Consider the following 18952-nt stretch of genomic DNA (forward strand, 5'->3'; position numbering starts at 1 on the left):
GTGCGGGACCCGCGCCGCACCGCTGCGCCCCTCGCAGCTGCACTCCCGCCCCCCCCTTGCATGGCGAGTTGCCTGTGCGGCCCGCGCCCCACGGCGCGAAAGCCGCCGCAATGCCCCACATAGGTAAGCGCTTCCTGGGCCGCGGGGCCTATGGGTTAGACTATGGGGCGTGACTAAGCCAAATACTACCCCGCGCCCAGTCCTCGTCGTGGACTTTGGCGCTCAGTACGCGCAGCTCATTGCCCGCCGCGTGCGCGAGGCCAAAATCTACTCCGAGGTTGTTTCCAACTCCGCCTCCATCGAGGAAATCAAAGCCAAGGACCCCGCCGCGCTCATTTTGTCCGGCGGCCCGTCGTCCGTCTATGCCGACGGCGCCCCGGCGCTCAAGCCTGAGCTGCTAGAGCTTGGCGTTCCGGTCTTCGGCATTTGCTACGGATTCCAGGCCATGAACCACATTCTCGGCGGTACCGTATCGTCTACCGGTGAGCGTGAATACGGCCGCACCGATATCGACGTCAAGGGCGGCATCTTGCACGAGGGCCTCGAGCCCACGCACAAGGTGTGGATGTCCCACGGCGACGCCGTCGCCGCCGCCCCCGAGGGCTTCGACGTAACCGCTACCTCCGCCGGCGCCCCCGTCGCCGCGATGGAGTGCCCGGCCAAGCAGATGGCCGGCGTGCAGTACCACCCAGAGGTGTTGCACTCGCCGCACGGCCAAGAAGTGCTTACCCGCTTCCTCACGGAGATTGCCGGTCTGGAGCAAAACTGGACCGCCGATAATATCGCCGAGCAGCTCATCGCGGATATTCGCGCCCAAGTAGGCGAGGAGGGCCGCGCTATTTGCGGCCTGTCCGGCGGCGTGGATTCTGCCGTGGCCGCGGCCTTGGTGCAGCGCGCCATCGGCGATCGCCTGACCTGCGTCTTCGTCGACCACGGCCTGCTGCGCGCGGGCGAGCGCGAGCAGGTCGAAACTGACTTCGTGGCCTCGACCGGCGCCAAGCTGGTCACTGCCGACGAGCGTTCGGCCTTCCTCAAGAAGCTGGCGGGTGTTAGCGACCCCGAGGAAAAGCGCAAGGCTATCGGTGCGGAGTTCATTCGCTCCTTCGAGCGCGCCGTGGCCGGCGTGCTTGCCGATGCCCCCGCCGGCTCCACCGTCGACTACCTCGTCCAAGGCACCTTGTACCCGGACGTCGTCGAATCCGGCGGCGGCGACGGTACCGCCAATATTAAGTCGCACCATAACGTCGGCGGCCTCCCAGATGACGTCGAGTTCGAGCTCGTCGAGCCGCTGCGTCTACTCTTTAAGGACGAGGTGCGCGCGGTGGGCCGCGAGTTGGGCCTGCCGGAAGAGATCGTCGGCCGCCAGCCCTTCCCAGGCCCCGGCCTGGGCATCCGCATCATTGGTGAGGTTACCGAGGATCGCCTCGAGACCTTGCGCCAGGCGGATCTGATTGCCCGCACCGAGCTGACCAACGCCGGCTTGGACGAGGAGATTTGGCAGTGCCCGGTCGTGCTGCTTGCCGATGTCCGCTCCGTCGGCGTCCAAGGCGATGGCCGCACCTACGGCCACCCCATCGTGCTGCGCCCGGTATCTTCCGAGGATGCCATGACCGCGGACTGGACCCGCTTGCCGTATGACGTGCTAGAGAAGATCTCCACCCGCATCACCAACGAGGTTAAGGACGTCAACCGCGTGGTCTTGGATTGCACCTCCAAGCCACCGGGAACCATCGAGTGGGAGTAAAAACCACAAAACGGCATGCGTAGAAGGCGCTCAGTGCTTGAGCGCCTTTTCGCATGCCTGCGGCTAGTTACGGGGTGTCACCGGTGGCCGCCAGACGATGCGACCGCCCACTCTTTCTAGCCGCCCGCGCCGGGGCGGGGCATTGGGATCGTCGTCGTTGACGCCGTTGTGGTAAGCACAGCACACGACGAGGTTGTTCATATTGGTCTCCCCACCGCGGCTCCAGGCCGTGAGGTGGTGGACCTGGGATAAATCGGCCGGCTGATTGCATCCGGGCCAGGCGCAGCGCGGATTTTCCGCGGCCGCCATCATCCTCTGCTTATCGGTGGCCACGCGCGCCGTGCGGTAGAGGTTGACCGGCCCCTCCACCGGATGTACGAGGGTGACATAGCCCGTTTCACCGTCACCGCTGCCGCTGAGGCCGGGGGCGGAATAGCCGGCATCGTTAAGCACGCGGCGCAGGTACTCGGTTCCGGACATGGTCGCGCCATTGGTGAGATCGAGCTGCACGTCGTCGCCGTGGCCATCGCGAATGCGAATGAATTTCTCCAGCGGCACGACGGCGTTGGTGACCACCGTGGAACGCGCGGCGCTGCCTGTACCGAAGAAGATATCTTCCACCGCCTGCAGCGGCTTTTTATCGGCGGCCGTAATCGCGCCCTGCAGATCCGCAATGAAGCGGGAGGTACCCGTAATGGCGAGCGTCCAGTAGTCATTGGGGCGCCGATAGGTGCGCACGCCGGGGCTGACCGTGGACTTTTTCATCTCGCGCACCCGGCGCCGGGCGTGTTTGATAATGGCGCTCATCTCCGCGGACATCGCACAGCATTCCGCGCGCAGCTCCCACGCCTGCTTCTTGCTGGGCGCGCGATTAACCACGCGCTCGATGCCGGCGAGGAGGGCAATGGGGTGGGCGTTGGTGCGGGCATCGGCAATGGCGCGGCGCTGCATCCGGCTAAAGGCGGTGCGGCCGTAGTAGCTTTCGCACAAAAGGAGCAGGTCGGCGGCGATGGTATCGGGCGCGCCGCGCTCCATGAGCTCAGACCCAGATAGACCGCGGCACGCGGCGATGATATCCATGCCGGGCGCGAGGGCGGTGAGGTAGGTCTCGAGTGCGTTCATGCCGCCTACGCTAGGGCGGTAGCAGCCCGCGCTCAATTGCTAGGGCAACCGCAAGGGCACAAACTGTGGATAACCCGGATCCGCAGCGCGAAAACTCGGGGAAATCCTGTGGATAAGTCCCCGCAGTGTCGCATGGATTAGACGAAGGCCAGCCGGCGCGTGCCATCCACGTGGGGGAAGGCGATAAAACTTATACATGAGACCGCAACCCACACCAGCGCCGAGCCCCACGCGGGCAGGCCTAGGATGGGCGCGAGCATGATGAGGAGCCATAGAATCATCAGCGGGACTAGCTGCGCGATGGTGGGGATGAGATCGGCATCGTGCCGGTCGGCATAGGATCGCATCTCGCGGCGGTAGGGGTGGGCAAAGACCAAGACGAAGGCCGCCACGAGGCAGACCGCGGCCCCAGATAGGGTGGCGAAGAAATGGGTGCGGGTGGTCAGCAGCGCGACGGTGGCGCCGAGCAGGATGGAGGATCCGAGGCGCACCCACGGCGGGGTGGGGATGGGGGTTGGATTCTCGCGCATAGCACCGTAGGCCTCGTTCAGGTTCATGCGCTTAAGGCTACCATTCGAACATACAGTTGCATGTGTCCGGTTGGGGGTTCATACTGTATGGGTGAGTCAAACGAACGTTCGCCTGGAAAAAGCGGTGGCAGGGTTGGATAGGCCCGACCGCGTTGCGGTGCTGCGCGCCCGCATGCAGGCGATGGAGCAGGAGGATGAAGACGAGCTGGTAGACACCCTTCCCCAGCTGGCGCGGCTACTTCCCGCAGGTGGGCTCGCCCGGCGGAAGGTGGTCTCGTGCGCGGAATGTCCCGCGCTCGTGGTGGAGCTTATCTGCCATCTTACGGCCCGCGGGGGCCATGTGGGGATAGTGGGGTGGCCGGATCTTTCTCTCGCACAGGTTGCCGAAATAGGGCAGCTCAATAACGTGGTCACCGTCCCCGATCCGGGCCTGGAGTCATGGGCAGTAACCAGCGTGCTGGCAGAGGGCATGGACCTTATTATCCACCATGGCCCGCCCGGCGAGCTGAGCCCGGCCAAGGCGCGGCCGGTGTGGGCGAAGATCCGCGGCGGGCAGGCCGCGGTGCTGACCGTGGGTGCGCGGCTGCCGGGCACCGCGGTGCGCATTGGGGCGGAGGTGAGTACGTATCGGGGCATCGGCAAGGGCAGCGGGCGCATCCGCGGCGTGGATATCGATCTTGCGGTGGACTCGAAAAAGGGCACGGCGCGCGGCAGTCTCACCATGGGCGAAGCCCGCAGGTTGGAGGCCGTATGAGGGTGGCTGCGGTGTGGTTTCCGGATTGGCCCATTCAGGCGGTTGCGCAGGCGGGGCCGGTGCTGGTTGCGCGCAATCATGCGGTGCTGGTCTGCGATAGCGCGGCGCGCCGGGCCGGCATTCGGCGCGGGATGCGCCTGCGCCAGGCCCAAGCGATTTGCCCTGAGGTAAAGGTGATGGAGGCGAACCCGGATAGGGACGGCGCGGCCTTCGCGGAGATTGCGGCGGGCTTGGATGCCGTGGCCTCGTCCGTAGAGGTGCTGCGGCCCGGCCTGGCCATCGTGGATGCGGGGGCGGCGCTGCGCTACCACGGGCCGGAGGCGTTGGAGATGCTTGCCGATGCCACCGCGCACGCCGGTTTTGATTCCACCCTTGGTGTGGCAGACGAGATTGCCACGGCCATCATCGCGGCTCGGCACCGCGGGGTAGGCGCGGTGGTGCCGGAGGGAGAGTCGCGGGATTTCTTGGCTGCCCAGCCCGTGAGTGTTTTAGCCGCGGAGGCCGCGCTGGGGTTTTCTGCGGAGTTTGTGGCCCAGCTGCAGAAATTGGGCGTGCGCCGGCTGGGTGATGTGGCGGCGCTGCCGTTTAAGCAGGTGGTTACCCGGTTTGGGCAGCAGGGAAAACGCGCGCATGAGGTGGCGCACGCGCGGGCGGACCAGCGCGTGTCCCCGGAAATGGCGCGGCCTGATCTGTCCGTGAGCAGCGAGCAATCCATCGAGCGCGTGGATGCGGCGGCATTCGTGGCTCGGCACTTGGCCGCGCAGCTGCACGTGCGGTTGGCGGAAGCGGAAGTGGTGTGCGTGCGCCTGCGCGTGGTGGCGGAGCTGGCCACTGGTGAAACTGTGGCCCGGGTATGGCGCACGCACGAGGCGTTGACGGAGCAAGCGACCGCGAACCGGGTGCGCTGGCAGCTGGATGGGTGGCTTACGGCGGCGCGTTCGAGCGGCAAGGACGGTGCCGCGATCGTGCGGCTGGTGCTCGAGCCTGTGGAGGTAGCTAGGCCGCAGGCCGATGGCCTATGGGGCGGGGATGCCTCACAGGAACAAGTCAAGCGGGTAATTTCGCGCGTGCAATCGCAGTTGGGCATAGATCGCGTCTTGCAGCCGCGGGCCGCCGGTGGCCGCGGGGTGGCCGAGCGTATCGAGTACGTTCCCTATGGGGAGCAGCGCGATGCCACGCCGCAAGGCAGCTGGCCGGGCAGGCTCCCCGCGCCGCTTCCCGCGCGCCTAGGCGGTGGGCCGAACCACCCGGCCGCGCGCATTCGGCTTATCGATGCCGCCGCGCGGGACGTCATCGTCACCGCCGAGGCCCTCCTATCCTCTGTACCCGTGGCGCTCGGGTGGGGCGCACACCGCTACCGCGTCATCGGCTGGGCTGGCCCGTGGCCGGTGGATACGCAGTGGTGGACCGAAAAGCCGCAGCACGCGGCGCGGCTACAAATTGTGGGCCAGGCTGAGCGGGAGCAACGCCAGCGCGCCTGGCTCTTGGTGTGGTCAGAGGGGCGCTGGCGCGTGGAGGCGACGTATTAGGAGCGAATATCTACCACGAGGCGCGTGGGATTTTCTAGTACCTGTACGGAATAAGGCTTGCGCTGGTTCATGCCGATGACAAACTGACTGCGCCCCTCATAGGTGCGGCCGTTGACCACTTGGGTAATAACGCCACCGGCAGGTGCCTCGACGATGCCGATGCGCGGCTCGTCGATGCCCGCCTCAAACGGATAGACAACGCCGTCGATATTGACATTGAGCGCGGTATCGCCGGCATAGTTGATGGGCTGGCCGGAGCCTTGCTGCTTGGGATTATCGGCATAATCCACGAACCAGCCCGGGGAGCCTTCGCCCTCAAGCTCGAAGACGGCGCGCTCGAAACCATCGTGCTGGCCCACGCGCACCTTGGTCACCACGAGTTCTGAGGGGGCCTCAGGGCGCAGCGTTTTCATGCTCATATCCGCCTCACCCAGAGGGTTGATGTGCGAGTTTCCCACAGAGGCCGCCATGGTGGTGTCATCCGCTGATTCGGTGCTGCAGCCGGTGAGGAAGGCTGCGGCGGCAAGCAGGAGCGAGAGGCGGGCTTTATACATGACCACTAGAGTATAATTTCTAGTAATTACTGCCTATCGTTGGGGGCAGATCTTGACCGAATTGTTGCCAAATATGTGAGCTGAGTTGCAGACAGGTTAGGCTAGGGTACATGACCGATTTCTGTTCAGATTACCAGGTGGAACCGCTGCCCGGCACGGCGAAAAAAGAGTCCGTGTTTGTCCTCTTTGAGTGGCCCGGCGGCTGGTCGCGCGATGTGCTTGATGGCGATACTTTTGGCCCGGAGCTCACGGCCCAGCTGAAGGAAAAGCTCAACGGTCAGGCCGGGCTGCAATTGATTCGTCGCCCCGGCCGCGATGGCCGCCAAATCGGCACCATGCACCGGTGCTACCTGGTGTGGGCCGAGCAGGGCGTGATGGAATTGATCCTTTTGACCGGCCCGGAAAAGATCCTGGATTTGGATCTCACCGCGCCAGGCCGCAACGGGGGAGGAACCCTCGATACGCCGCTGGTTTTGGTGTGCACCCATGCTAAGCGCGATAAGTGCTGCGCCGTGAAGGGCCGGCCGCTCGCCGCGGAGCTGGTGGAGGATTACCCGGATATGGTGTGGGAAACCTCGCACACGAAGGGGCACCGCTTCGCGCCCTCGGTCATGCTCATGCCCTGGGCCTATTCCTTTGGCCGGATGAATAAAGAAGCCGCCGCGCAGATGATTGCGGCGGCGGCGCAAGGAAAGTATTTCTACCCGGTCAATCGCGGGCGCGGCATCTTCGGCCCGCGCGGCCAGGTGGCGGAGTTGGCGGTAGCGCGCGAGCTTATCGATGACTCCGAGGACCTCTACTACGGCCAGCTCCACGCAGAGGACGAAAAACAGGGCCCCGTGGTCACGCATGCCGATGGCCGGCGGTGGAGCGTGACGCTCGAGCAGCGCGCCGTGGAAGGAGTGGTCTCTTCCTGCGGCGACGCGCCCAAGACCGGCAAGGCGCTTGTAGCCACGGGCGTGGAGCTTATTAGCGGCGCATAACCTTGGAGGAGAGCCAGTTGCCGAAGAACTGCGCGGCCTGCACCAGCACGATGATGATAAGCGTGGCCACGACGGTGACTTCCCACTCGAAGGCGCGGTAGCCGTAGACGATGGCGAAGTCACCCAGTCCGCCGCCGCCGACGTAGCCGGCCATGGCGGACATATCCACGATGGCGATAAACAGGAAGGTATAGCCCAGAATCAGCGGGCCGAGGGCCTCCGGAATGATTACGGAGGTAATGATCTTCCACGGTGAAGCGCCCATGGCGCGGGCGGCCTCGATAACGCCTGGGTCGATGGCCACGAGGTTTTGTTCCACCACGCGCGCTACGGAGAACGTGGCGGCGATGACCATCACGAAGGTGGCCGGCTCGCGGCCGATGGACCCGCCCATCACGGCGACGGTGAGCGGCTGCGCAAACGCCAGCAAAATAATAAACGGGATGGGACGAACGAAGTTCACCAGCAGGTTGACCACCAGGTAGACGGCCTTATTCTGCAGGATGCCGCCCGGGCGGGCGGTATAGAGCAAGATGCCGAGCCCTAGGCCCAGAATGCCGGCGACGACGAGGGTGGTCGAGACCATGATGAGGGTGTCGACGATGGCATCGACAAGCGATCCGCCCAAGCGGTCCCAGTCGGCGGCGGCGAGATAGTTGACGTTCATCGTTCAATCTCCTCAATTTGAGTGGTGGCAGATAGGGCGCGGTAGAACTCTTCGATGGCGGCGTCGTCGCCGCTCAAGCGCACGGTGAGCTTGCCAAAGGAGTGCTGCTGCAAGGTGGTAATACCGCCGTGGACGACGGCGATGGATACGCCCGCATCCTTCAGCTTGGCGGCGGCGCCGAAAAAGCCGGATTCCTCGGTCAGGTTGATGGTAAACAGGCGGCCTTCGTGGGCAAGCAGGTCATCGGTTTCCACCACGTCGGGCTCATTGCGCAACGAGGTGGCGACGAACTTGGCGGCCACGGCGGTCTGGGGATTGGAAAAGACCTGGTAGACGCTGCCTTGCTCCACGACGTGGCCATTTTCCATCACCGCAACCTTATCCGCGATGGAGCGCACGACCTCCATTTCGTGGGTGATGACCACGATGGTGATGCCGAGCTCCTTATTCACCCGGCGCAGCAGGTCGAGGACCTCCTGCGTGGTGGTGGGGTCGAGGGCGGACGTGGCTTCGTCGGCAAGCAGCAGCGACGGATTCGTGGCCAAGGCGCGCGCGATGCCCACGCGCTGCTTCTGGCCGCCGGAAAGCTGCTCCGGGTAGCTTTTTCCCTTATCTCCCAGTCCAACGAAATCCAGCAGCTCCTGCACGCGCTGTTGGCGCTCGCGCTTGCCGATGCCCTGCAGCTGCAGCGGGTACTCAATATTGCCCGCCGCAGTGCGGGAGTTCATGAGGTTAAACTGCTGGAAGATCATGCCGATATTGCGGCGGATGCCGCGCAGCTTCTTTTCGGACATGCCGACGATATTTTGGCCATCGAGCAGCAATTCGCCGGAGGTGGGCGTGTCCAGGCCGTTGATCATGCGGACCAGGGTGGATTTGCCGGCGCCGGAGTAGCCGATGATGCCGATGATTTCGCCGGAATCGACGGTCAAGGAGACATCGTCAAGAGCTTTGACCTCGGCCTTTTTCTGCTGGAAGACCTTGGTGATATTGCGGAACTCGATGCGAGTGCCGTTCTGGGTGGAATCTGCCACGGGTTGCGTCCTTAGCGGGGAAGTGCCAAACCCCGCCGGGGTGAAAACCGGCGGGGTAGAAGGCAAGGGTGATTAGTCCAAATCTGCTTCGAGCTTGTCCAGGATTTCCTGGAGTTCTTCTGGGGTGCGCTCGACCTCGACGGAGGTGCCTGCGGAGTCCTCGTCGACGCCCTTTTGTACCGCATCGGAGTGCCAGAGCTCGGCGAGCTTCTTGATGTCCTCGTTATCGGCGTCTTCCTCGCGAACGGCGAAGACGTTGATATAAGGCTCTGCCTCTTCGGAGTTCGGGTCATCCTGGAAGACGGCGGTGGCCGGGTCGATGCCGGCGCGCTCCAGGAAGGAGTTATTGATAATCGCCGGGGTGCCCTCGCCGTGTGCGGATGGGGTCTGGGCGGCATCGACCGGCACGACCTTGACCTTGGACTTCTTCTCATCGATGTCCAGCGGGGTCGGGGTGATAAGCCCGTCCTTCTTCAAGGTGATAAGGCCAGCCTGGACCAGCACGTTGATGGCGCGGCCCTGGTTGGTGGAGTCATTCGGGATGGCAACTTCTTCGCCCTCGATGCCGTCGAGAGAGTCGTGGCCCTTCCAGAACAGCGCCAGCGGCACGATTTCGGTGGCAACGATGGGCACCAGGTTGGTGCCGTTGCCGTGGTTGTACTCGGCCAGAAACTTCAGGTGCTGGAAGTTATTGGTATCCAGCTCGCCCTGGTTCAGGGCCTGGTTCGGGGTGTTGTAATCCGAGAAGGACTTGATGTCGATGTCGTAGCCGGCGTCCTTGGCTTCTTGCTCAAAGGCAACCCAGGCCTGCTTTGCATCATCGGTGGTGCCAACGGCGATGGTCTTGTCATCATCTGCGTCGGAGGAGCAGGCCACGAGGCTAGTGGCGGCGACGGTAACGGCGGCGGTAGTGGCCGCTGCGCGACGAATCTGCATGAGGTCCCCTTACATGTAGGAGTTTAAATAAATTGACCGTTTAGCAATCTAGCAATAAGCGAACCGCTTTGTCTATTGAACACGTCTCATCGCGCCGGGTTGTATAGAACACTGATTCGACACTACCCTGTGAAGGGTGAAATTTAATGGTGGAAAGGCGCTACCGTGGTCGCGTTTAGAAAGGATACTATCCGGCAAGGATACCGCCGCGCCCGCCGCCGTACATCACCTTGGCGGCGGCGATGACCCCGTCCAGCGCGGGCGCTCCGCTGTGCCCTTTGCGGAGCTACATGCGGTAAGTTCCTATAGTTTTCTCGATGGCGCCGCCGAGCCGGAAGAGCTGGTCGCCCGCGCCCTAGAGCTTGGCCTCGAGGGGTTGGCCGTCGTGGATCGGGATGGCTTCTACGGCCTGATGAAATTTGCGGAAGCCGCAGCTAAAGCGGGCCTTCCGGCCATGTATGGCGCGGAGCTTTCCCTCGCTGAGGCCCCAGTGACCGTGCTGGCGCGCACGCCGGAAGGCTATCGTCGCCTCTCGCGCCTTATTGCCCGCGCGCGGATGGACGCCGGCGAGAAGGGGAGTGTCGCGTACCCGCCCCTAGATGCCGTGGCGCGCGAGCTGGAGGAAGAGTGCTTTTTCCTGCTGGGGTGGGAGGCTATACAAAAAATCGATCACGTTCTCGAAAGAATAAAAATAGACAGCATAGTTCTCGAATATGCGTGCACAATGTCTCCCGAAGATGCGGATCACCACAGTTTCCTGGATAAGTACAATAATCTCCGCGCCATAGCAACCGCTCGACCTGCGGCAGCAACGCGCGACCAGGTACGGCTCGCCGCCGCCAAACGCGCCTTGGCGCACCGCCAATCCCTAGAGGAAGCCGCACCGGATGCCCACCCGATGGGCGCAGGCTGGATGCGCTCCGGCGAGCAGATGGCCCAGTTGCTTCCCGGCCGGCCCGAGCTTATCGCCGAAACCGTGCGCCTTGCCCGCGAGTGCTCCTTTACCTGGGGTGCCCTCGCGCCCAACCTGCCGGACTTTGTCGTCCCAGAGGGGCACACCGAGATGAGCTGGCTCGAACACGAGGTGTGGCGGCGCGGTAAAAAGCGCTACGCCTCGCGCCCGCCCGAAATACAGGCCAAGGCGAAAAAGCAGATGCGGCACGAGCTGGGCATCATCAAGCAGCTGGGCTTTCCGGGCTACTTCCTCATCGTCTGCGACCTGGTGGATTTTTGCCGCCAGGAAAATATCCTCTGCCAGGGGCGCGGCTCGGCGGCCAATTCCGCCGTCTGTTTCGCGCTGGGCATTACCAACGCCGAGCCCATTTCGGCGCAGCTGCTCTTCGAGCGCTTCCTGTCGCCGGATCGCGATGGCCCGCCCGATATCGACATCGACATCGAATCTGGACGGCGCGAGGAGGTCATCCAGTACGTCTATCGCACCCACGGCCGCGACCGCGCAGCACAGGTTGCCAACGTCATTACCTACCGCCGCAAGGGGGCTACCCGCGACGCCGCCCGCGCGCTGGGCTACCCGCAGGGCTCGGCCGATGCGTGGTCAAAGGGCATAGCTGAGCCGCCTGCCGATGTCTCCTTACTCGCCGAGCAATTCCTCGACCAGCCGCGCCACCTCGGCATCCACTCCGGCGGCATGGTTTTATGTGACCGGCCGATCGCGGACGTGGTGCCGATGGAATGGGCCCGAATGGAAGGCCGCTCCGTGCTGCAATGGGATAAGGACGATTGCGCCGCCGCCGGGCTGGTGAAATTCGATCTGCTGGGCCTCGGCATGCTGGAGGCGCTGCACCACATGATCGATGCCGTGCGCGCCACCACCGGTCGCAAGGTGCGCCTGTGGGAGCTCGACTTGGCCGAACCCGCGGTCTATGACATGCTTTGCCGCGCCGATGCCGTCGGCGTCTTCCAAGTGGAGTCCCGCGCGCAGCTGGCCACGCTGCCGCGGCTCAAACCGCGCTGCTTCTTCGACCTCGTGGTGGAGGTCGCGCTCATCCGCCCCGGCCCCATCCAGGGCGGTTCCGTGCACCCCTACCTGCGCCGGCGCGATGGCCTCGAGCCCGTGACCTATGACCACCCGGTGCTGGAGAAATCGCTGGGTAAGACCCTGGGGATCCCGCTCTTTCAAGAGCAGCTGATGCAGATTGCGGTGGATGCCGCCGGTTTTACCGGCGCCGAGGCCGATGACCTGCGCCGCGCCATGGGCTCGAAGCGCTCGCCGGCCAAGATGGCCGCGCTGCGCAGCCGCTTTTTCGAGGGACTGCGCGCCACCAACGGCATCGATGGCGAGGTCGCGGAGAAGCTCTGGGCCAAGATCACCGCCTTTGCCGCCTACGGTTTCCCGGAATCGCACTCGCAGTCCTTCGCCTCGCTGGTGTATTTCTCCGCGTGGTTCAAACATCACTACCCGGCGGAGTTCTGCGTGGGCTTGCTGCGCGCGCAGCCCATGGGCTTTTATTCGCCGCAGTCGCTCATTCAGGACGCCCGGCGTCACGGCGTGCGTGTGCTGCCAGTGAGTATCAACGACTCCGGCGCGCAGGCCAGGGCGCTGCCCACCGGCGAGATCCGGTTGGGCCTCAACCTCATCAAGGGGCTGGGGGATAAGGCCGCCGAGCGCGTGGAGGCCGCCGCGCCCTTTAGCGGCGTCTCCGATCTGTCGCGCCGGGCGGATCTCAGCGTGGAGCAGGTGGAGGCGCTGGCCACGGCGGGGGCGCTGGAGTGCTTGGGGTTGGAGCGTCGCCAAGCGCTTTGGCAGGCTGGCGTCGCCGCCACCGAGCGCGAGGGCATGTTGCCGGGCACCTCCGCGCTCGCCTCGCCGCACCTGCCCGGCATGTCGGCCTTCGAGCTAATGGCTACCGATGTCGCCGCCACCGGCGTCACCCACGATAAGCAGCCTATGGAGTTAGTCAGGGCCGCGCTTGGCGATGTCCTGCCTTCCTCCCACCTTCCCCACGTCCCCGATGGCACACGCGTACGCATCGCCGGCATCATTACGCACCGCCAGCGCCCGCGCACCGCCTCCGGCCTGACCTTTTTGGGCGTGGAGGATGAAACCGGCCTGATGAATGTCATGGTCTCGCCCGGGCTGTGGTCCCGGCAGAAGGTGCTCGCCCGCACCGCCCGCGCCCTTATCATCCGCGGCATCGTGCAAAATGCCACCGGCGCGGTAAGCGTGGTTGCAGACAAGCTTGAGCCGCTGGATTTTGGCGATTTCCTCTCCCGCGGCTCCCGCGATTTCCGCTAGTTTCCTGCGCTGCGACCCGCTCCGCACCGAAGATTTGCAGCCCAAATGCGGTGGACAGGCCGAGGAAAAGTTCGCCGGGCAGGACTAGGCGCTTGCGGTGAGCTAGTTAGCCATTAGGAGTTCTTCCTATAGATTTCGGTGGACATCGGGGAAAGCTCCTGGCGGGAAAAGATAGCCTCCACGGGGAGGTCAAAGACCTCGCAGACGCGGAAGGCTAGGTCCAGGCTGGGGGAGTGGTCCCCGCGCTCGAGGGCGCCGACGGTCTGCGGGTTGACGTTGATGGCCTCAGCCAGCTGGGCGCGCGACATGTCCCGCTCGGCGCGCAGCACACGTACCCAGGTTATAGATGGGTGCGGAGGGCTTTTTCTTTGGAGATATGGGTCAGAATATTGCATAAACCCAAAGTAAAGACAAGGTTTTCTATTCCACTTCGAAAATATCGCCCGGCTGGCAGTCCAGCGCCGCACACAGTGCCGCAAGGGTGTTAAAGCGCACGGCCTTGGCGCGATTATTCTTCAGGACGGACAGGTTAACTGGGGTGATGCCCACCTCTTTGGCGAGCGCCGCTCCGGTAATACCGCGCTCCTCCATTATCCGGTCGAGGTGGCAGATCACCTGGGGTTCTTGCCCCTCAGACAAGGCCTTCAACCTCCTCTTCGAGCTTGCTGCCGCGCTTGATGGCAACTGAGAAGAGCTGGAGGGTGCAGACAAAAAGGTAGGGCAGCGCAAGCTCGCCTAATGAGGATCCGCTCTGGTTGGCCCACCAGTCAATTTCGAGCTGCGAGGAAGCCCAGTTATTGCCCATCCCTTCGAGTGGGAAGCGTCCGATAAACCAGACGAAAATCCCAAAGGTCATTCCATTAAGGAAGCGGATATTTTTCGTATTGAAAACCTGCCCACGAAGCATTGGTTTGACCAAGCGGTAGGCAAAGAACGCGATAATCAAGATTCCTGCAATCTTGACGACGAGCCCCGCAGTGAGCATCCAGAATGGCCCGCCGTCGAGGTTGTGCTTGCTAAGGCCTTCCGGGATGGCCGCACTCAGTGTGGTGGAAAAGCGTCCGGTGACAAGGTCGCGAAGGTAGGTGGGGCCGAGGATGACAATGGTGAACAGGCAGAAGGCGGCCGCCGCGTTAATTTCGCGGCGCTCAGCTTGAGAGGTGGCCTGTGGGGTGGTCGTGACAATCCTTTCCGTCGACTCCTTATCGACTTTCGATGTTGTCGTAATTCGATAATATCGATTAACGATAAGTTGCGCAAGAGTGCGGGCTCGATTGCTACTGTCAATAGCTATGAGCGAAGAAATGAACCCCGTCTCGCCGCGTTTGGTTAAGGTGCGCTACATCCGCCACCTGGGCTGGACGATTATCTTCGCCGCGGCGGCCGCAGCGGCAGGGTACTGGTGGACCCCGTGGTTCTACTGGGCGGCGGGGCTCTTCGCCGTCCTCTTTTTCTGGCTGCTTTGGCTCATCCCCGCCCAGGTGCGCCGGATGGGCTGGTGCGAAACCGACGATGAGCTGCTCATTACGCGCGGCAAGCTGTGGCATTCTTTCACCGTCGTGCCCTACGGCCGCATCCAGTTCGTGGACGTGACCGCCGGCCCCCTCGAGCGCGCCTTCGGGCTCAAGGAGCTGCAGCTGCACACCGCCTCCGCAACCACGGACGCCACGGTGAAGGGTTTGGAAGCCCCGCTTGCCGATGCCCTCCGCACCCGCCTCACCCACCACGCCCGCGAACGGATGAGCGGGCTATGAAGTACCACCGCGTCCACCGCTTGACCCCGTTGCTGCGGCTGTGGTCGGTCATCCTGGCCGTCATCGCAGCATTTGCCTTAAACGTCAATATGGAGGCGCTGCGCGGAATCTTTGCCTTCGTTACCGGGGAACACAGTGCGGCAGACCTGCGCGATATTGGCCTCGCGCTGGCCGGGTTCATCGCAGTGTGCGCGGTGGTCTGGCTCGTCTCTGGCGTGTGGTGGCGCCAGATGGGCTACCAGCTGGGCGAGGAGGAACTCACCTTGCGCCGCGGGGTTATTTCGAAGCAGCAGCGCACGGCACGCTATGACCGCACGCAGGCTGTAGACGTCGTCGAGCCCGTTATCGCCCGCCTCTTTCGGCTCGCGGCCGTGCGCGTGGAAACGGCCGGCGGGCAGTCGTCTGCCATCGAAATCGCCTTCCTGACAAAGCGCGATGCCGAGGCCCTGCGCGCCGAAATCCTCTCCCGAGTCCACGGTGAGCCGCGAGAGCAGCCAGTTGAAGAGCGGCCAGCTGAGGAACAGCTGGCCGAGGGGGAAGACAACGTCCTCATCCCCGAAATCCCCATCGCGCGTTCCCTGGCCGCGGCCGCCTTGCACGCGTCCACGATCGTCCTGCTTGCGGCCCTCATCTTCCTCGTGGTCACGCCGATGTCCCTGACCATCACGCTGCCCATCCTTTTGGCTACTGTCCCGCGCGCCTGGAACGTGATTGACTCCTCGTGGCGCTACACCGCCAGCCTTGATGATGACGTGCTCAATATCACCTACGGCCTTGCCGATCGCCGCCGCCAAAACATCCGCCTCGAGCGCATCCACGCCGTCCAGGTCACCCAGCCGTTCCTGTGGCGGCCCTTCGGCTGGTACGAAACGCGCGTGTCGGTCGCCGGCTACGGTGGCACGGCCAGCGGCGAGGGATCGGGGTCGACGCGGATCGTGCCCGTCGGCAAGCGCGAGCAAGCCCGGCAATTCCTGCCCGCCGATGCCGCCCCGACCTACGCCTCGCCCGCGCGCGCCAAATGGGTCTCGCCCATCGATTACCGGCAGCAAACCGTCGCGCTGGCCGGCGACTACGTCATCGTGCGCGCCGGCCGCTTCAACCGCCGCGTCCAGGCCATCGAGCTGCGCCACATTCAGGAGCTCACCCTGCGCCGCGGCCCGATTTCCCAGCTATTCGGCCTGGCCACGGTGGAGCTCGACCTCGTGCAGGGGCCCGTCAAGATGGCGGCGCGCAACCTCGCGCTTGCCGATGCCCACGCCCTCCTCAACCGCCTGCGCTCCCGCGACCTGCCAGAACTTACACCGCTCCCTTAAACCCCAGCTGGCGCCAGGCCTCAAAGACCGCGGTTGATGCGGAGTTGGAGAGGTTCATCGAGCGCCTAGCCGGGACCATCGGAATGCGCACCTGATCGGTGATGCGCGGATGGTTGACATGCTCATCTGGCAGGCCTGTCGGCTCCGTGCCGAAGAGCAGCACGTCGCCATCCTGGTAGTCGACCTCCGTAAACCACTTATCCGTATGCGTGGTAAACGCGAAAACGCGCGCGCCGGGCAGCGCCTCCATGCACGCGTCGAAATCCTTATGAATCTGCACATCCGCCAGGTCGTGATAGTCCAGCCCGGCGCGCTTCAAGTGCTTATCGTCAAAGTTAAATCCCAGTGGCTCAATCAGGTGCAGGCTCGCGCCCGTTACCGCCGCGGTGCGAATGGCATTGCCGGTATTGGTGGGAATGACGGGATTATCAAAGACGATGTGCAGCTGGCTCATGCCTTCAGTCTAGGATGGGGGCTATGAGCGCTACCAAACTAGATGGCACCTTGTACCGTGACGAGATTTTTGCGGACCTCGCCGAGCGCGTGGCCGCCTTGAAGGATAAGGGGATAACCCCTGGCCTGGCCACCGTTCTGGTGGGCGAGGACCCAGGCTCCCAGTCCTATGTAAAGATGAAGCACCGCGATTGCGAAAAGCTGGGCATCAACTCCATTCGCAAGGACCTGCCGGCGGATATTTCGCAGGAAGAGCTTGAGGCGGTTATCGATGAGCTCAATGCCGATGACGCCTGCACTGGCTACATCGTCCAGCTCCCGCTGCCCAAGCACCTGGATGAAAACGCCATCCTCGAGCGCATCGATCCCGAAAAGGACGCCGATGGCCTCCACCCGGTCAACCTGGGCAAGCTCGTGCTCAATGAGGAGGCCCCGCTGCCGTGCACCCCGAATGGCTGCTTGCACCTGCTGCGCCGCTTCGGCGTGGAGCTGAACGGCGCCAAGACCGTCGTCATCGGCCGCGGCGTGACCGTCGGCCGCCCCATTGGCCTGATGCTCACCCGTCGCAGCGAGAACTCCACCGTTACCCTGTGCCACACCGGCACGAAGGATCTCGCCGCCGAAACTCGCGATGCCGATATCGTCATCGCCGCCGCCGGCCAGCCACACATGCTCACCGCGGACATGATTAAGGAAGGCGCCGCGCTTCTCGATGTCGGCGTGTCCCGCGTCGACGGCAAGCTCACCGGTGATATCGCCCCCGATTGCTGGGATAAGGCCGGGTACGTCTCGCCCAACCCAGGCGGCGTCGGACCGCTCACGCGCGCCTTTTTGGTACGCAACATCGTTGAGCGCGCGGAAAAACTGGCGTGAATTTAGACAATCCCCACGACGCGCACCTGACACCGTCCCCGCTGCCCGCCTCCGTGCAGTGGGTGGCCATCGGGCTCTTCATCGCCGGGGTGGCCCTGTCCGGCGGCTACGCCATTTTCGAGTATTGGCGCAGGGCCACCTTTTTGCTCGGGCTTGCGCTGCTGTGGCTGACGGTGGTGCGCCTGACGTGCGATTCGAGCCGCGTCGGCGTGCTGGCGGTGCGCTCGCGCCGCTTCGATGCCACGTTTACAGGCGTCATCGGCGCGCTGATGGCCTTTCTCGCCTACTCCGTGGACGCGCTGGGCAGCTAGTTATCCACAGGTGATTGTTTCAGTATCACCAATCTGCGGCGTGTCGCGTGGTTATCCACAGCCGCAGCACTCTTGGCCTCGCGCCCGCCGCTACCTGCGGTTTAGGCTCGGGGCCATGATTTCGGATTACCTCGCAGCGATAAACTCCCCGATGGCGCTCATCGGGGAGTGCGCCGGGCTATCCGAAGCCGAATTGGTAGACCGCGGTTTCAGCGATAAAGAGGCCGCGGAATTCGCGCGCTTGGCGGATACGTATTTTGGTAGGACATCGTTTAGCGCCAAGCAGCGCGCCGCCCGCAAAACCGCGCTCCCGCTCGATGCGCTGAAAATCATTGAGGTGCACGCGCAGAAGCTGAAGACCCAGCGCGCGGCGTGGGCCCTGCGCGAGGAGCTGTGCCGGCTCAACGTTTCTACCAGCGAGATAGAAAAGCGCGCCCGCCGCCGCGTCAAGGAGGAACGCACCCAGAAGCGCGCGGAGGGCGTCCGGCTCACCCGCCGCACCGATGACCTGTGGACGCTGACCATCACCGCGGAATCGGACTTGGTGGCCGAGATTAATAACCACGTCTCCACCGTGGACGATGCGCGCCGGGTCTTTGCAGAGGGCGCGGCTACCTCCACCATCACCACCAACGTGGTCCTAACCCTGGATGACATGGTGAAGGTCACCCACGGCGAGGACGAGGTCACCCTGCAGCTGACCAACGGCGCCACCATCACCGGTGCGCAGCTAGCGGAGCGCGCGCTTGCCGATGCCGGCCTCATCACCCTCATCCACCCCGTCACCGGTCCCGTGAACCTGTACCACACGCGCCGGCTGGCCACCTGGAAGCAGCGGCAGATGGCGATGGCGGAAAATCCGGTGTGCCCGTGGCCCGATTGCCATATTCCGGCCGATGAATGCCAGGTTCACCACCTGCAACCGTGGCTGCTCGGCGGCGAGACCAATGCCGAGAACCTGACCATCGCCTGCAAGTACCACAACTCCGTTAACGACGATGACCCGAATGCCTCGCCCCGTCGTGGGCGCTTAGAGCGCCGCCCGCACGAAGGAATCGTGTGGCGCCCGCCCTGGGCCCGATAAAAACATCGCCGAAGCCAGCGCAGTAAATGCTGCGCCGCTTCGGCGATCCTTCTGT

General features: G+C 63.9%; 19 protein-coding genes and 1 pseudogene. 10 read left to right on the plus strand and 10 right to left on the minus strand.

All coding sequences use genetic code 11. The annotated features are described in order from the left end of the window. Nucleotides 1-169 precede the first annotated feature (169 nt). Nucleotides 170-1744, plus strand: a complete 1575-nt coding sequence (gene guaA / locus ACLI1Q_RS02515) for a glutamine-hydrolyzing GMP synthase (RefSeq protein ID WP_239275576.1) — start codon at nt 170-172, stop codon at nt 1742-1744. A gap of 63 nt (nt 1745-1807) precedes the next feature. Here the strand turns inward: guaA and ACLI1Q_RS02520 are convergent, their stop codons facing one another. Further along, nucleotides 1808-2866 carry an HNH endonuclease signature motif containing protein gene (locus tag ACLI1Q_RS02520; RefSeq protein WP_411697054.1) on the minus strand — a complete coding sequence of 353 codons (1059 nt, stop codon included), beginning with the start codon at nt 2864-2866 and terminating at the stop codon, nt 1808-1810. Nucleotides 2867-3003: 137 nt separating this feature from the next. Further along, entirely contained in the window at nt 3004-3423 is a 420-nt protein-coding gene (locus ACLI1Q_RS02525) for a hypothetical protein (RefSeq protein ID WP_005277210.1), read from the minus strand. 97 nt (nt 3424-3520) lie between these two features. On the opposite strand from ACLI1Q_RS02525, the gene ACLI1Q_RS02530 reads away from it, so the two are divergent. After that, nucleotides 3521-4150, plus strand: coding sequence for a hypothetical protein (locus ACLI1Q_RS02530; protein ID WP_239269128.1), 630 nt, complete (start codon nt 3521-3523; stop codon nt 4148-4150). Then, complete coding sequence (locus tag ACLI1Q_RS02535) at nt 4147-5679, plus strand: DNA polymerase Y family protein (RefSeq protein WP_239269025.1); 1533 nt, start codon at nt 4147-4149, stop codon at nt 5677-5679. Before ACLI1Q_RS02530 ends, ACLI1Q_RS02535 begins: the two co-directional genes overlap by 4 nt. On the opposite strand, the gene ACLI1Q_RS02540 is transcribed toward ACLI1Q_RS02535, so the two are convergent. Further along, a complete protein-coding gene (locus ACLI1Q_RS02540) occupies nt 5676-6233 on the minus strand; it encodes a hypothetical protein (protein WP_239269023.1) in 558 nt (185 codons plus the stop codon). The genes ACLI1Q_RS02535 and ACLI1Q_RS02540 overlap by 4 nt on opposite strands. A gap of 110 nt (nt 6234-6343) precedes the next feature. Between ACLI1Q_RS02540 and ACLI1Q_RS02545 the strand changes: the two genes are divergently transcribed. Beyond that, entirely contained in the window at nt 6344-7216 is an 873-nt protein-coding gene (locus ACLI1Q_RS02545; RefSeq protein WP_239269021.1) for a sucrase ferredoxin, read from the plus strand. On the opposite strand, the gene ACLI1Q_RS02550 is transcribed toward ACLI1Q_RS02545, so the two are convergent. The 3 genes from ACLI1Q_RS02550 to ACLI1Q_RS02560 form a co-directional block, all read right to left on the minus strand. Then, nucleotides 7203-7883 (minus strand): methionine ABC transporter permease, encoded by a 681-nt coding sequence (locus ACLI1Q_RS02550; protein WP_005277229.1) that lies wholly within the window; start codon nt 7881-7883, stop codon nt 7203-7205. The two genes, ACLI1Q_RS02545 and ACLI1Q_RS02550, sit on opposite strands and share 14 nt — an antisense overlap. Next, complete coding sequence (locus ACLI1Q_RS02555) at nt 7880-8917, minus strand: methionine ABC transporter ATP-binding protein (RefSeq protein ID WP_023025305.1); 1038 nt, start codon at nt 8915-8917, stop codon at nt 7880-7882. Before ACLI1Q_RS02555 ends, ACLI1Q_RS02550 begins: the two co-directional genes overlap by 4 nt. A 72-nt stretch (nt 8918-8989) precedes the next feature. Then, nucleotides 8990-9853, minus strand: coding sequence for a MetQ/NlpA family ABC transporter substrate-binding protein (locus tag ACLI1Q_RS02560; protein ID WP_239269019.1), 864 nt, complete (start codon nt 9851-9853; stop codon nt 8990-8992). 136 nt (nt 9854-9989) lie between these two features. On the opposite strand from ACLI1Q_RS02560, the gene ACLI1Q_RS02565 reads away from it, so the two are divergent. Then, nucleotides 9990-13109 carry an error-prone DNA polymerase gene (locus ACLI1Q_RS02565; protein ID WP_239269017.1) on the plus strand — a complete coding sequence of 1040 codons (3120 nt, stop codon included), beginning with the start codon at nt 9990-9992 and terminating at the stop codon, nt 13107-13109. A 113-nt stretch (nt 13110-13222) separates the two neighbouring features. On the opposite strand, the pseudogene ACLI1Q_RS02570 reads toward ACLI1Q_RS02565, so the two are convergent. From ACLI1Q_RS02570 to ACLI1Q_RS02580, 3 genes and pseudogenes are all read right to left on the minus strand, one after another. Then, nucleotides 13223-13487 (minus strand): annotated as a pseudogene (locus tag ACLI1Q_RS02570) (helix-turn-helix transcriptional regulator). A 42-nt stretch (nt 13488-13529) separates the two neighbouring features. Continuing rightward, nucleotides 13530-13757, minus strand: coding sequence for a helix-turn-helix domain-containing protein (locus ACLI1Q_RS02575; RefSeq protein WP_255716931.1), 228 nt, complete (start codon nt 13755-13757; stop codon nt 13530-13532). Next, the gene (locus ACLI1Q_RS02580; RefSeq protein ID WP_239302398.1) at nt 13741-14094 is read right to left on the minus strand and encodes a hypothetical protein; all 354 of its coding nucleotides are present in this window, start codon (nt 14092-14094) and stop codon (nt 13741-13743) included. The genes ACLI1Q_RS02575 and ACLI1Q_RS02580 overlap by 17 nt, the downstream gene beginning before the upstream one ends. A 307-nt stretch (nt 14095-14401) precedes the next feature. On the opposite strand from ACLI1Q_RS02580, the gene ACLI1Q_RS02585 reads away from it, so the two are divergent. Further along, nucleotides 14402-14863, plus strand: coding sequence for a PH domain-containing protein (locus ACLI1Q_RS02585; RefSeq protein WP_239269014.1), 462 nt, complete (start codon nt 14402-14404; stop codon nt 14861-14863). After that, nucleotides 14860-16176 (plus strand): PH domain-containing protein, encoded by a 1317-nt coding sequence (locus ACLI1Q_RS02590; RefSeq protein WP_239269012.1) that lies wholly within the window; start codon nt 14860-14862, stop codon nt 16174-16176. The genes ACLI1Q_RS02585 and ACLI1Q_RS02590 overlap by 4 nt, the downstream gene beginning before the upstream one ends. Here the strand turns inward: ACLI1Q_RS02590 and ACLI1Q_RS02595 are convergent. Further along, nucleotides 16160-16630, minus strand: coding sequence for a tRNA (cytidine(34)-2'-O)-methyltransferase (locus tag ACLI1Q_RS02595; RefSeq protein WP_239269010.1), 471 nt, complete (start codon nt 16628-16630; stop codon nt 16160-16162). The genes ACLI1Q_RS02590 and ACLI1Q_RS02595 overlap by 17 nt on opposite strands. Nucleotides 16631-16653: 23 nt before the next feature. On the opposite strand from ACLI1Q_RS02595, the gene ACLI1Q_RS02600 reads away from it, so the two are divergent. From ACLI1Q_RS02600 to ACLI1Q_RS02610, 3 genes are all read left to right on the plus strand, one after another. Further along, nucleotides 16654-17502 carry a bifunctional methylenetetrahydrofolate dehydrogenase/methenyltetrahydrofolate cyclohydrolase gene (locus tag ACLI1Q_RS02600; protein ID WP_239269008.1) on the plus strand — a complete coding sequence of 283 codons (849 nt, stop codon included), beginning with the start codon at nt 16654-16656 and terminating at the stop codon, nt 17500-17502. After that, nucleotides 17499-17813, plus strand: a complete 315-nt coding sequence (locus ACLI1Q_RS02605; RefSeq protein ID WP_239269006.1) for a DUF3017 domain-containing protein — start codon at nt 17499-17501, stop codon at nt 17811-17813. The genes ACLI1Q_RS02600 and ACLI1Q_RS02605 overlap by 4 nt, the downstream gene beginning before the upstream one ends. Before the next feature lie 115 nt (nt 17814-17928). Continuing rightward, nucleotides 17929-18897 (plus strand): HNH endonuclease signature motif containing protein, encoded by a 969-nt coding sequence (locus ACLI1Q_RS02610; protein ID WP_239269004.1) that lies wholly within the window; start codon nt 17929-17931, stop codon nt 18895-18897. Nucleotides 18898-18952 lie beyond the last annotated feature (55 nt).

Origin of the sequence: Corynebacterium limaceinasi (assembly GCF_046717465.1) — a bacterium.
GTDB lineage: Bacteria > Actinomycetota > Actinomycetes > Mycobacteriales > Mycobacteriaceae > Corynebacterium.